This window comes from Shewanella sp. SW32, from assembly GCF_025653365.1.
GTDB classification, from domain to species: domain Bacteria; phylum Pseudomonadota; class Gammaproteobacteria; order Enterobacterales; family Shewanellaceae; genus Shewanella; species Shewanella oncorhynchi.
Window position 1 is genome coordinate 23,650 of record NZ_JAKKSJ010000020.1, and the last position, 13,472, is coordinate 37,121.

At 44.8% G+C, this 13,472-nt stretch carries 12 protein-coding genes; 5 read left to right on the top strand and 7 right to left on the bottom strand.

What is annotated here, in order from left to right; translation table 11 throughout:
• Positions 1–13: 13 nt before the first annotated feature.
• Positions 14–769 carry a 3-deoxy-D-manno-octulosonic acid kinase gene (locus L5M28_RS13245; RefSeq protein ID WP_263203562.1) on the bottom strand — a complete coding sequence of 252 codons (756 nt, stop codon included), beginning with the start codon at positions 767–769 and terminating at the stop codon, positions 14–16.
• A 98-nt stretch (positions 770–867) separates the two neighbouring features.
• Between L5M28_RS13245 and L5M28_RS13250 the strand changes: the two genes are divergently transcribed.
• From L5M28_RS13250 to L5M28_RS13260, 3 genes are read left to right on the top strand one after another with little or no spacing between them, the layout of a single operon-like run.
• Complete coding sequence (locus L5M28_RS13250) at positions 868–1,950, top strand: glycosyltransferase family 9 protein (RefSeq protein ID WP_263203563.1); 1,083 nt, start codon at positions 868–870, stop codon at positions 1,948–1,950.
• A 52-nt stretch (positions 1,951–2,002) separates the two neighbouring features.
• Positions 2,003–3,088, top strand: coding sequence for a glycosyltransferase (locus L5M28_RS13255; RefSeq protein ID WP_263203565.1), 1,086 nt, complete (start codon positions 2,003–2,005; stop codon positions 3,086–3,088).
• A 24-nt stretch (positions 3,089–3,112) separates the two neighbouring features.
• Positions 3,113–4,195 carry a CDP-glycerol glycerophosphotransferase family protein gene (locus L5M28_RS13260; RefSeq protein ID WP_411569179.1) on the top strand — a complete coding sequence of 361 codons (1,083 nt, stop codon included), beginning with the start codon at positions 3,113–3,115 and terminating at the stop codon, positions 4,193–4,195.
• 48 nt (positions 4,196–4,243) lie between these two features.
• Here L5M28_RS13260 and L5M28_RS13265 read toward each other — a convergent pair whose 3' ends face one another.
• Both L5M28_RS13265 and L5M28_RS13270 read right to left on the bottom strand, forming a co-directional pair.
• Entirely contained in the window at positions 4,244–5,416 is a 1,173-nt protein-coding gene (locus tag L5M28_RS13265) for a glycosyltransferase family 4 protein (RefSeq protein ID WP_173497803.1), read from the bottom strand.
• A gap of 356 nt (positions 5,417–5,772) precedes the next feature.
• Positions 5,773–6,843 (bottom strand): glycosyltransferase, encoded by a 1,071-nt coding sequence (locus L5M28_RS13270; RefSeq protein ID WP_105250748.1) that lies wholly within the window; start codon positions 6,841–6,843, stop codon positions 5,773–5,775.
• 284 nt (positions 6,844–7,127) lie between these two features.
• Here L5M28_RS13270 and coaD point away from each other — a divergent pair, with 284 nt between their 5' ends.
• Together coaD and L5M28_RS13280 are read left to right on the top strand one after the other, a co-directional pair.
• Entirely contained in the window at positions 7,128–7,619 is a 492-nt protein-coding gene (gene coaD / locus L5M28_RS13275; protein ID WP_212599446.1) for a pantetheine-phosphate adenylyltransferase, read from the top strand.
• A 90-nt stretch (positions 7,620–7,709) separates the two neighbouring features.
• Positions 7,710–9,185 carry a capsule assembly Wzi family protein gene (locus L5M28_RS13280; protein ID WP_263179255.1) on the top strand — a complete coding sequence of 492 codons (1,476 nt, stop codon included), beginning with the start codon at positions 7,710–7,712 and terminating at the stop codon, positions 9,183–9,185.
• Positions 9,186–9,257: 72 nt separating this feature from the next.
• Here the strand turns inward: L5M28_RS13280 and mutM are convergent, their stop codons facing one another.
• The 4 genes from mutM to L5M28_RS13300 form a co-directional block, all read right to left on the bottom strand.
• The gene (mutM, locus tag L5M28_RS13285; RefSeq protein ID WP_011787487.1) at positions 9,258–10,073 is read right to left on the bottom strand and encodes a bifunctional DNA-formamidopyrimidine glycosylase/DNA-(apurinic or apyrimidinic site) lyase; all 816 of its coding nucleotides are present in this window, start codon (positions 10,071–10,073) and stop codon (positions 9,258–9,260) included.
• Between the two features lie 35 nt (positions 10,074–10,108).
• Positions 10,109–10,564 carry a hypothetical protein gene (locus L5M28_RS13290; protein ID WP_212599448.1) on the bottom strand — a complete coding sequence of 152 codons (456 nt, stop codon included), beginning with the start codon at positions 10,562–10,564 and terminating at the stop codon, positions 10,109–10,111.
• Between the two features lie 90 nt (positions 10,565–10,654).
• Positions 10,655–11,638, bottom strand: a complete 984-nt coding sequence (gene moaA, locus L5M28_RS13295; RefSeq protein WP_263203570.1) for a GTP 3',8-cyclase MoaA — start codon at positions 11,636–11,638, stop codon at positions 10,655–10,657.
• 16 nt (positions 11,639–11,654) lie between these two features.
• Complete coding sequence (locus L5M28_RS13300) at positions 11,655–13,466, bottom strand: bifunctional molybdopterin-guanine dinucleotide biosynthesis adaptor protein MobB/molybdopterin molybdotransferase MoeA (protein ID WP_263203572.1); 1,812 nt, start codon at positions 13,464–13,466, stop codon at positions 11,655–11,657.
• Between the last annotated feature and the right edge of the window lie 6 nt (positions 13,467–13,472).

Here is a 13,472-nt window from a genome sequence, read left to right on the forward strand (position 1 = left end):
TTTGTTAAGTGGATCAGGCGCTTTGCATCGCCGTTTGGTAGCCCTGCATCAGTGATGACCAGTTATCAGCGGTGAAGGCAAGGTTGGGTAGCTTGGCTTGTTCTTTATTAAAGGAACGTAACAGTCTGTCTAGATTCGATTGCTGCCATTGCGGGCTCGGTGTTTTTAACTCACCACGGTCGAAATCGATAAGATAAAACCGCTCTGGCGTTAAGGGTTCAGTTTGTGCGGGCTGGAACAGAATATTCTTGGCATTGAGGTCGGCGTGGTACACACCACGCTGATGGAATTGGGCGATAGTTGCTCCCAATGCTTGCCATTGCTCAGTGCTCATTATCCCTTTGCCGAGTTTAGCGACTAAATCTTCGGCGCCTTCGACCCGTTCGATAATGATATCGGCGCGGTAAAATAATCCATTGCGCACTATGTTGGCGGCAATCGGTTTAGGTACAGCAAAATCTTCGCGATACAAAATGTCTAATAAGCGTAACTCACCCATGGCGCGGGTATTTTCGAGGCCAGTATAAACGTAAGCATCTTTGCTGAATTTCTCCATTAAGCCGCCACGCCAATAATGACGCAATACCCAATGACTGTGCTCAAATGCCACAAACCAAGTGGTGTAGCGGCCTTTGGATGAACCGACGACAGCATTTTTAGCCCGCCAAAAATCCACCGAGAACCACGCGGGATCGATATCTGTTGGCGTATCTTGGCAAAGCGCCATGTGACCTTGGGCGGTTTTTATGATCTGTATCTGAGCATTCATCGGAGATTTGTTGACTTAAGCGTGGCACCTAGGGCCATTCTACATTAAGATCCTTAGCTTGCGCCAAATAACCTTAAGAGCTTTTAGCTTCAATCCCAATGAGTTTAAATCCCAATACCATGAATTCTCTTTGTTTGCTTCGCTTATCCGCTATCGGTGACGTCTGTCATGCCGTGGCTATGGTGCAGGCGATTCAGCGGCAATACCCCGAGCTCAAAATCACATGGGTGATCGGTAAACTCGAATATCAATTGTTGAAGCATTTACCCGGCATTGAGTTTGTTATTTTCGATAAATCTCAAGGGTGGCGCAGTTATTTTAATTTGCGTAAGGCCTTAAAAGGCCGACGTTTTGACGTGCTGCTGCATATGCAGGTTGCGCTGCGTGCAACTTTGGCTTCATTAGCCATTTCGGCAAAGGTGCGCATAGGCTTTGATCGTGCCCGCGCTAAAGAAGGTCAGTGGCTAGTGACAAATCACAGGGTGGAGCCCTTGGAAAATCCCCATGTGCTCGAAGGATTTATGGGATTTGCTAAGGCGATTGGCGTTAACGATCTCACTCCTCAATGGCATATTCCTGTGCCAATTGCGGATACTGAATTTGCCCAGACGCAGATTAAAGACAATGAAAAAGTCTTTATCATTTGCGCCGCAGCCAGTAAGGCTGAACGTAACTGGTTACCAGAGCGTTATGCCGCCGTTGCGAGCCATGCGATTGCGAAAGGATTTAGAGTCATGCTGTGCGGTGGCCCAACTCAGCTTGAGAAGGATTTAGCAGAGCAAATTTTGCAGGCGTGTCCCTCTAAAATCGATAATTTAGTTGGCAAAACCAGTCTGACTCAATTATTGGCCCTGCTCAAACGCGCAAGCTTAGTGTTAGCACCGGATACTGGCCCTGCGCATATGGCGGTTACCCAAGGCACGCCAGTCATTGGTTTATATGCCCATTCCAATCCTGGGCGCACAGGTCCTTACCTATCGCAGCAATATGTGGCGAGCGCCTATGATGAGGCAATAGCATCCCAACATAGTGGCGAAGTTAAGTGGGGCACTCGCGCCAAAGGCGAGCATCTAATGTCATTGATCAGTGTTGAAGCTGTGATTGAGAAGTTTGAGTTAGTGGTTCAGCAGACACTCAGTTCAGGCTTGTTAGTATCGTGCATTCTTGTTCAGCACTCTTGAAATATCGCTGCATTAGCGGTGGGTATTCAGAATATCGTTTAGGAGATAAATCATGCGGATAGCCATTGCCATTGACAGTTTAGCGGGTGGCGGAGCCGAAAAGGTCATGATTACCTTAGCCAAGCAATTTATTCGCTTAGGGCATGAGCCGCATTTTTTAGTCATGGAAGATAATCGCTATTATGAAATCCCAGATGACTTACCCATTCATCAATGTTTTGTCCCTAAGGATAAAGATTTCGACCATTTTGGGCGATTGAATGCTTCGGTTAACAAACTCAGCGCAAAAATCGCGGAAATTGAATTTCAAGTGGGCAAGTTTGATTTGTTTTTATCAAATTTAGATAAAACCAATTTAATGATGACCAAAACTGGTGTTTCACCGCTTTATGTCATAGTCCATTCTTCTGTAGAAGAAGAGTTGAGCCGCCAATTTAAACTGGGACCGTTTGCTTATTTCAAGAAGCTAAAATCCAAAAAAGCGCTAAATGGCCAGCATTTGATTACTGTCTCAAATGGCATTGCAAAGGAGATTAAAGATAAAGGTCGTTTGCATCCAGCATCTATGCAAACTATCTATAATCCATTTGAATTTAACGAAATCACATCTCAATCACAGCAAGATAATCCGCAAATCCCTCAGGGAGATTATCTTATTCATGTCGGTCGCTTTGCTAAGCAAAAGCGCCATGATGTGTTGTTTGAAGCCCTCAAGCTCACGCAAAATCAACTTCCTGTCGTGCTCTTGTGTCATAACCACAAAAAAGCGATAAAAGCAGCGAAAAAGTTTGGTATTGAAAAGCGATTAATTATTCCCGGTTTTCAAAGTAATCCTTTTCCATGGATTAAGCAGGCTAAGGCATTAGTGCTCAGCTCTGATTTTGAAGGTTTACCGACAGTCTTGATTGAATCTTTAGCTTGTGGGACTCCTGTTGTGAGCACTGATTGCCCACATGGACCCAGTGAAATTTTAACGGGGAATTTAGTGCCTTATCTCGTGCCGCGTCGTGATCCCAAAGCGTTAGCTAAAATGATAGACGAGGTTGTTAGCTTGCCGCCATCCCTCGAGCAGGTTGAGATTTTGGCCAAAGTCGATGCGACCTTAATTGCCGAACAATATTTAGCGTTGGCAAAATAATTTATTCGTTTGTGTTTTAGGAGCATGCTTGTGGAAGAAGCCAAACAAGCCAAAAGACGTTATTTATTTTACATAGCGCAAAACTATTCCTATGCGATGTTAAGGCCACTTCAACAAGTCATTTTGGAAAGAGGTGATGAGGTTAGCTGGTTCTTAGAGGGAAATGAGGTCGATCCTAAGTTTTTAAAAACCGATGAACTGCGCTTGCAGAGCATCGATGCTGTGAAAGCGTGGAAACCAGATGCGGTATTCGTCCCTGGGAACGTTGTCCCTCGTTTTATTCCTGGGGTTAAAGTGTGCGTATTCCATGGATTTAATGCGGGTAAAATGAATCATAAGGGCCGAGAAGATCACTTCGAAATCAGAGATTGTTTTGATTTGTATTGTACCCAAGGCCCTGCGACGACTCTGCCCTTTCTGAAACTAGAGAAAAAGTTTGGTACTTTTACTGTCGTTGAAACGGGATGGCCTGCGCTCGACCCCCTATTTCTTGAGAATAAAGATAATCCCTATATCAAAGCTGATGACCCAAGGCCAGTAGTACTCTTTTGCTCAACATTTTCCCCAAGTTTGACCTGCGCACCTGTGGTATTTGAGCAGATTAAAGCCCTGTCGCAAAAGAGCCAATGGCGCTGGTTAGTGCAATTTCATCCAAAGATGAATCCTAAGATTGTTGAGCAGTACAAGGCTTTAGAAAACGAGAATTTACAGTTTGTTGAAACTGATAATGTGATCCCTTTGCTACAGGCGGGGGATGTGATGTTGTGTGACACTTCATCGATTCTGTTGATGTTTTTAATGCAGCGAAAACCAGTGGTGACCTTTAAAAATCAGTCACCGAAAGATCATTTAATCGATATCAGTCGGGTTGAGGATATTGAATCTGCATTAACGCGAGCACTGAGTCGTCCTGATGATTTGATGGCGCACATCCATGATTATTGCAATCAAATTCACCCTACGGGCGATGGTCAATCTAGCCAGCGAGTTTTAGCCGCAACAGATGCTTTGATTGATAAAGGCACAGATTGGCTAAAACCTAAACCATTGAACTTGTTGCGCCATTTTAAGATGCGGCGCAAGCTAGGTTATTGGAAGTTGTTTTAGCTAGTTGTCGTTACTTATGGGCCGATATTGAAATATCGGCCCATTTTGTTAGCCTTGCAGTTTCGTTTCTTCAACCAGTTTAAAGATGATTTCTTGCATATTTTTCTGGAAATCTTCAATACTGTGGTTTGCTTTGATGTAGTCAACTGCCTTAACCGCGAGTTCTTGTCTTAGTTGTTCGTTTTCCATCAGATGGCGTATACCATCGACAAATAAATCGACTTTATCAAAACCATCTCCGAGCACTGTACCTGTAAATACGCCAAATTGACTCGTCAGCTCGTCGGGGTCACGGCAACTGACGAGAAGGGTGCCATAAGATAACGCTTCTAAGAAAGAAATTGGTAGAGCTTCGTGAATTGAAGTGTTGACTAAAATTTTAGCATCTTTGATTAGCTGGTTTTTTCGATCGCCTTCTACATGCCCTACAAAATGTAGGTTGGGAATATTTAGGTAGTCATTCATGATGGACTGATTTTTCTTTGACTGCCTAAATGACTGACCTAGCATGAAAAATTCATATTCAGGCATCAGTTTAGCTATCTCGCAAAATAACCAACCACGTTTGACTGACTCAATTCGTCCCAGAAAGATAATGTGATTTTTCTTCGGGTGTGCTTCTACATCGAAATTATGATCGATCTCGATAGGATTGGGTAAATATTTGATTTCTGTTTTATCATCGAGATTGTAGAGATCTCTGGCTTTACGATCTAAAAAGCGTGCCTGAGAAATAAATGAGACTTTCCCTGCCGCCCAAAGGTCATGAACAAACTGATAAATATTACTGTCCCAATAACTTTTCTCAGGGAAAAGTTTTACGGTATTAATTTCATCCCATTCATAATCAGGTCTTGGATCTTGAACCCAAAATAGGAGTTTTTTATCAATATTGGGGATAGTTTTTAGAATACGATATGAGTGGGTTGTCATTTCTATTGACAGAAATATATCGTAATTCTTCTTTTTCAGAAACCTAATATTAAGGAAATCCATAAACTTAGCCGCTAAGCGATAAACTTTAATGCCATCTATCATATAGCGACGAGGTATTAATCTTTGCTTGCTGCAGTCTTTTTTTATCAGCACTTCTACTTCAATATTTTCGTTGGGTAAGTGTTTGGCGATTAAGTGGCGTGCTAGAAAACCGTATCCACCATACACTGTGCCTGTACCACCAAAGTACTCATCAACTAATAAAGCCACTTTAAGCTTACTCATTACTACCCCAAAAAATCATTTATTGCTAATTCTACTTAGGCAGAATTATTTGATGGGAAGTATTTTGATATTTTTCAAATAGACTATCAATGAATTTATTTATTCATAAATACAGAATGGTTAACCTTATAATAAACTGTTTTATCGATGTTCAATAATAGTAATTATACAGGTTAAATGTATTGTATTTCTGTGTGTTATTACTCTTTGTTTGATGCATTTGTTAACGTCTTGTGTTTTTTAATCCAATTAAAACGAGCTTTCATACTGTATCAGAGTGTAACGGGTGTTGGAGGTTAAGTAGAAACTCTACTTATATTCAATAGAGTTTCTACTTTTTACCGTATTAAAGATATTTATTCGGCTAAGTTCAAATATTGCTTTGCAATATTTTGACTATCTACGGCTTTAAGAATAGCAAGGTCTTCAAGCGATGGAGGCGATGCCAGACATTCCAGAGCCTTTTGTGCCAACAATGCAGGTTGGCGAACGGGGACCAAATATTTAGCTAAATGTCCGGTAAGGATTTCATTCGGGCCGTGAGGGCAGTCAGTGCTTACGACGGGGGTGCCACAGGCCAATGACTCAATGACTACCGTTGGCAAGCCTTCAAAATCTGAGCTCAGTAGCATTAATTCTGCGTTGGCAATCCAAGCATAGGGATTATGTTGAAAACCGGGTGTGATAATTCGGTGCTCAACACCGTATTTTTTGGCTAATTTACGCGCTTTATTTGGTCGATTACAGAGAAGCACGAGTTTAGGTGCTGTCGGCATATCCCTCAATGCTTTGAAGAGAATGTCATGGCGCTTTTGACGAGTGACTCTACCCACATGGATCATATAAGGCTCATTGGGAATTTCGGCGATGACTTCTTGAGTCTTAATTTTTATTTCTTCTAAGCGAAAAGGGTTGTAGATGGTTTGCACGCTCTGGGGTTTTAACCAAGAAGTGGCTCTGAGTTCGTCGGCAATACCATTTGAGACTGTGATGATTTTTTTGCCGATCAGAGCCTTGGCTTTTTTCCATCTGCGCCAGAAGTGTACTGGACCGCGTTTTAACTCCATCAATAACTCTTGTTTTAACGCACAATGACAGAAGTAGTAGCAAGGATCGAAATGACAGCCGGAAACAACAACATCGCAGTCAGTTGAATTACTTAGAAAGAGTGAAAACTTGCCCGTTTTTTCGGCGGCGCTCACTTTAGCTTTGAGTTGTTGTATCTGCTCCTGTAGCGAAGGTTTTTGACCCGCTTCAAACAGATAATGAATGGTCACATTTTGCGGAGGTATAAAATCGCCTTCCTTGTGAAACACAAACAAATGCACATCTTGTCCTGCTTCCTGTAACACTTCTGCCTGCGACAAGGCGACTTTCACTGTGCCGTTGGAGAAAAAGTTATGGCAAAAAATCGCGATTTTCTTCATATATGCTCTTCTGCGTGTCTTCAAACGTCGTTTTTTAAACCTAACACTGCTCAGTGTATATCGTTAAACAGGGGGAGCAACATTGTATGTGGTCGGTTTTAATTTCGTGCAACATTATACCTGTTCGTGCCTTTACATGGGCTTAATCAATAGCGTTCTTGCTTATTTTTAAGTTTTTTATCGGTATTTAAAGTCGTTTTTGCTGCGATTATTCACTCGCTTGGCTAAAACGAGTAGACTGGCGAGCAATGATTTTTGGCATCCATGTGAGTTGAGTCAGCAAAGTGCATACAAGAGCTATTTATCCAGGAACTTTCGATCCTATCACCAATGGTCATGCCGACTTGATTGAGCGTGCGGCTAAACTGTTTAAACATGTGGTGATTGGCATTGCGGCTAATCCTTCCAAACAGCCTAGATTTACCCTTGAAGAGCGAGTTGAATTGGTCAATCGGGTGACTGCTCATTTGGATAATGTCGAGGTGGTGGGGTTTTCTGGGTTGCTAGTGGATTTTGCCAAGGAGCAAAAGGCCAGTGTACTTGTGCGTGGGTTACGCGCGGTATCCGACTTTGAATATGAATTCCAATTAGCAAATATGAATCGCAGATTGAGCCCAGATCTGGAAAGCGTATTTTTAACGCCCGCTGAGGAGAATTCTTTTATATCTTCCACCTTAGTAAAGGAAGTCGCCCTGCATGGTGGCGATGTGAGCCAGTTTGTTCACCCTGAAGTAACGGCTGCATTGGTGGCAAAGCTTAAGTTGGTTAAACCTTAGATTTTACCTGCGAACTAGATAGTTTTTACGTAGGAGTTTTGTGTTAACTTTGAGGCATTGTTGCCTTGTGATGATACTTAAAAGGATGTTATGAAGGCTTTTTTTTCCCCCACGATCCTTGCTACTAGCATTGCCTCTGGCCTATTTTTTTCTTCAATGCTTGCTGCTGCACCTTGGGTCGATGCCTCTGATATATATCTTAGAGCTGACATTCAAGCACTTGCTGATGCGGGTGTGATCACTGTGCCTGTGAATACTTATCCATTGATGTGGTCTGGCATTGGTGGTGATTTAGCGAAAATTGAGCCTGAGCTGCTTTCTCCTTCTTTAGTACAAGCCTTTGCACGGGTTAATTTTTATTATCAAAATGCTGTCGATAATCGTGGTAATGCACGGATAAAAGTATCGGCAGCATCTGATCCTGCTCGCTTTCAACATTATGGTTCTGACTATCGCGAGAAAGGTGAAGTGCTGGGCTCCTACGAGTATTTAGGATCGCGTGTTGCTTATAAGGCGACTGTGGCAGAAACCTATGATCCGCAAGATAATAAAAATTTCCGCCTTGATGAGTCTTATTTTGCCATCATTTTTGGCAATTGGATCGCAACCTTAGGCGCGGTTGAGCAGTGGTGGGGACCGGGGTTTGACTCGGCTCTACATCGTTCTAATAACGCCCGCCCTATGTCATCGTTAACCTTGAGCCGTAACAATGCCGCGGCTTTTGAAACACCTTGGTTATCTTGGATTGGCCCTTGGACCTTTAAAACCGGATTTAGTTTAACTGAAGTGGATCGTGCTGTGCCTAAGACGGCTGAGTGGGATATGCGCTTAAGTGCAAGACCGATTAAACAGTTAGAAGTGGGATTGTCTTGGTCGACCTTATTTTGTGGTGAGGGCCAAGATTGTAACTTTGACTCTTGGTGGGATTCGGTTGCGAGTAATGCTGTTTGTATCGATGGTACAAATGATTGTGCGCCTAATGAGCGCCGCGATGCAGGCCATAGAACTCAAAGTATTGATATGCGTTATGCCGATACTTTGCAGGATATCCCCGTTGGATTATATCTCGAACATAGTTGTGAAAATGGTAGTGACTGTGGCTCACTTTGGGGGATTGATACCCATTTTGGCACATCGGGTAAGCAGTTTAAGTTGTTCATGGAATATTCGGACACCTATGTAAAATGCGATGGTGATAGTGCCAATTGTTTCTATGAGGATCCTGTCTATCTGAGTGGTGCTCGCTACTATGGTCGTGCTTTGGGTTCTACCTATGATAGTGATGCACAAGTGTTTGTGGTTGGATTAGTTGGCCAGTTTAATAACAGCCGTGGTTTTACCTCGTTGCTGCGTTATGCAAAGCTGAATAAAGATGGCTCCAATGTGGTTAACACTTGGGCACCACAACCGCCAAAAGAAGATTTATTGATGCTGGAGCTTTCTTACCGTATGCCAGTGTGGAAAGGCATGTGGAGCTTAGGTGGAACAGTATCGAGATCGGAATTTGAAGTTCAAGAAAATGATACCAATGCCACGCTATTTAGCAGTTTTGAGTATCGTTTTTGACAGATATAATTGATTAAATAACGAAAAATGCCAAGCACTTGCTTGGCATTTTGGCTTATAAATAACGCAATATTAGCGTGTTTGGCAAATGCCACAAAATACTGTGGTGCGCTGGCCTAAACGGATTTCACTCAGCAAGTTACCGCAGCTGGTGCAGGTTTCACCGCCGCGACCATAGACATGCAGTTTTTGGGCGAAGTAGCCGGGCTTGCCATCGGCATTGGTGAAGTCTTTCAGCGTGGTGCCACCCTGTTTAATGGCATGGGCTAAGATTTGCTTCACTTCGGCAACTAAAACGGTCAAACGCTCGATATCGATTTTACCTGCTTCGGCCTCTGGGTGAATGCCCGCCGCAAACAGGGCTTCATTGGCGTAAATGTTGCCCACTCCCACTACGATATGATTATCCATCAGACAGAGTTTGATCGCTTTTTTCTTGCCCGTTAAAGCTGCTGCTAATTGTTTGACATTAAAAGCATTAGTCAGTGGCTCTGGCCCCAGTTTGGCAAGTAATGGATGCGCTTCTTCTGGGAGTTCACACCATAGCCAAGCACCGAATCGTCTCGGATCGTTAAAACGTAAAATGCGGCCGTTGGCGAGCACTAAGTCGATATGGTCATGCTTTTCCACTGGCGTGTCGTGGGGCAAAATCCGTAAACTCCCTGACATACCCAAATGCACTATGCTGGTGCCCGCGTCAGTGTCGATTAATAGATACTTAGCACGGCGTCGCACTTGGCGTATAACTTGACCGATAATCTGTTTGGCTATGTCAGGCACAGGCCAGCGCAACGAGCCATTGCGGATCACAAGATCTATTACGGTTTGCTCGACAAGGTATGGGGCAATACCCTGACGGGTGACTTCAACTTCTGGTAATTCCGGCATGGATTCTTTCTTATCTTAAGTAAAATGGGGTGACATTAAGTTGCGGGTTTCGCATCGAGGATCGGTTGCAGTTTAGCTCTTAAACTCGGTGGTACTAAATACCAATTACCTGCGGGAGACTTTAAGGCGCCTTCATTGGGAAAATAGATCCACAGTTGAGCATCGCGGATATCTGCAATCTGGATGACTAACTCTTGCGGATTATCTGTGGTTTCTGGCGCGGCGGTTAAGGGGGATACCCGTATGGTTTGCCACGCCTTTGCCCATTCATCACAGTTGAGGACTTTAGTGTCGCACTCCCATTGTGATGCTTGCTTGTGCAGCCATAACCCGTCGAGTTGCAGCTGTGAAAGCGGCGCATTATCGTCAAATAGTCGCTGAGCATCACTCGGAACATTATTGGTTTTGTTATCCATAAAAGTCAGCACGGCGACCATAAAGGCGCAGGCGACTATGATGATGTTATTCCATTGCTTACGAGTTAATGCCATAGAAATGTGTAACGCTAAGTATGGGGTGATGCTTCGAGTTTATCACGGCCAAATTGAGATGCTAGCCCTTAAGCGATGGAGTGGTGATGCTTAACCGCCAGTGGCATTCATAAAGCGTAGGATTTGTACCTGATTATTGCCAAAGTCGTGCTGCTTAGGCTTGAGATTAATTCCCGCGAGAATAGCGACTTTTAATCTTTCAATATCAGCCGGAAATTCCCGGACTATGCTTTTGAGATCAACGGCATGTTCATTGCCTAAACACAGCAGTAATTGGCCTTCGACTGTGACGCGCACGCGATTACATTCGTGGCAGAAGTTGTGACTGTGGGGCGAGATAAAGCCGATATGGATTGGGCTGTCGGCCATAGTGTAATAACGTGCTGGGCCACCGGTACGTTTGTTGGAAAGCTGTAGCGGATAGTGACTATTAATGATGGCTTTTACTTCATCGCTGCTGCAATGACGGGCGCGTTTCCGCTCATCCATTTCGCCAAGTGGCATTTCTTCGATAAAGGCGATGTTTAAGTTGCGGCCACGGCAGAAATCAACTAAATCAATAACTTCATTATCGTTCTGCTGTTTTAAAATCACCGCATTAATCTTGATTCGTTCAAATCCCGCCGCAATAGCCGCATCTATACCGTCGATGACTCTGTCTAATTTGCCGTTACGCGTTAGCTGAGTAAACAGTGTGGGGTTTAAGGTATCTAGGCTGATATTGAGGCGCTTTAATCCTGCATCAAACATGGGTTTAGCTAATTTTGTCAGCCTTGAACCATTGGTGGTCATGGATAAATCCGTCAGCCCAGGCAGTTTGCCAAGCAGACCCACTAGCTGGTCGCAATCGGTGCGAACTAAGGGCTCACCGCCGGTCAGGCGAATTTTAGTCACACCAAGCTCGGTAAAGGCTTGGGCAATCCAAGCTAATTCTTCGAGGTGGAGTACGTGGTCCTTTGGCAGAAAACAGGGATCTTCCGTCATGCAATAAACACAGCGAAAGTCGCAGCGGTCGGTGACCGAGAGCCGTAAATATTCGACCTTACGGCCAAAGGAATCCACAATTAGACTCATAAAAACTCACTGGATCCTAAAGCAGATCCGCAAAGGGTTGAATAAATACTGTTTCACCTGCATTCACGGCTTCTGCATCATCCCCTATGATGATGAGGCAATTCCCTTTAACCATTGAACTTAACATCCCAGAACCTTGGTTGCCCGTGCTACTCACGTGCAGACGTCCATCTTTACCAAGCTGATAAATCCCGCGAATAAATTCGGTGCGGCCTTGACGGCTTCGTAGAGTTTCATCACTTATTGCAGGGAATAGCTGCGCTTGCCAGTTCACTTCACCTGCTAATTTTCGTAAAGCGGGCTGCACAAATTGCAGGAAAGACACCATGACTGCGACTGGGTTGCCAGGTAGCCCGAAGAATAAGCTGTCATTCACTTTACCAAAGGCGAGTGGCCGACCCGGACGCATGCTAATCCGCCAGAAATCAATTTTTCCGAGGCGTGCAAGCACGGTTTTGATGTAGTCTGCATCGCCGACAGACACACCACCCGAGCTAATGACGACATCAGCAAGGTTGGCGGCTTTAGCGAGAGTTGCTTCAAGGGCGGCTTCAGAATCTTCGATAATGCCTAAATCGATAACGTCACAACCGAGACGTTTTGCCATCGCTTTGATGGTAAAGCGGTTTGAGTCATAGATGCAGTTAGCTTTGAGTACTTCGCCGGGCTGGCTCACTTCATCGCCGGTGGAGAATACTGCAACAGTTGGTCGGCGATATACACTCACGTGATTGAGCCCGAGTGAGGCCAGTAAACCTTGTTCGGCGGCGCTTAGGCGAGTGGCTTTTGCAAGTGCGACTTGGCCTTGAGCAATATCTTCTCCAGCGAGGCGAACGTGTTGGCCAGAAAGAATACGGCCTTCAAAGCTAACAATGCCATCGACTTCCTTGGCAAGCTCTCGGGGCTGCACAGTATCGGCACCCGCGGGCACTGTTGCGCCTGTCATGATACGCACGGTTTCGCCGACCTTAAGCGTGGCCGAATATTGATGACCGGCAAGAACCTCTCCCACTAATTTTAAGGTGGTAGGCATTGGGTCTTGATAGACAAAGGCGTAGCCATCCATCGCCGAATTAGTTTGTTGTGGTACGTCGACGGGAGAAATGCTGTCGCTGGCCAGAACGCGGTTATCTAAGGCATCTAACTCAATGTCTTCAATCTCTGCCACGGGTGAAACATGGGATAAAATTTGCGCTAAACCTTGGCTGACGCTGAGGTTTTTGTTGTCGCCTATGGCGCAGGTATCCACTGCCGAAATGGGGTATTGGAGTGGCGCTTCCCAGTTTTGGGCGTACTCCATCACAAAATCGGCAATTTGGCTGACATTGTTGAGATCGAGTCGGCGCAGCTCACTCGGGAGTGCGTCGTTTGGCAACTGAGTGTCATCGCAACAGGCGATGGCGAGGATATTCTCATCTTGGGTGTAGATAAAAGGTTTGCCGTGGGCGGCGCGGTGCAATTCAATCTTAGGTAAGGCAAGTTTTTTAAAGCCTTCGACGAGGACGATATCGACTTTGTCGGCTTCGATTTGCTTGAGTAAATGGACTAACTCAGGATCGCCATCGCGCGCATCTTCTGTCATCAGCGCCCAGCGTACATGGGAGGCGACCAGCATTTGTCGTGCGCCCGCTTTACGCATTTCGTAACTGTCTTTGCCGGGAATATCTACGTCGAAATTATGGTGGGCATGTTTGATTACGGCTAAGCGCAGGCCACGTTGATTTAATTCGGGGATCAATTGCTTGAGTAAGGTGGTTTTCCCCGTGCCACTGTAGGCACAAAATCCGAGAACGGGAATAGCGAGCGGATTGTCGAAGGGGTTACTCATTTGCAC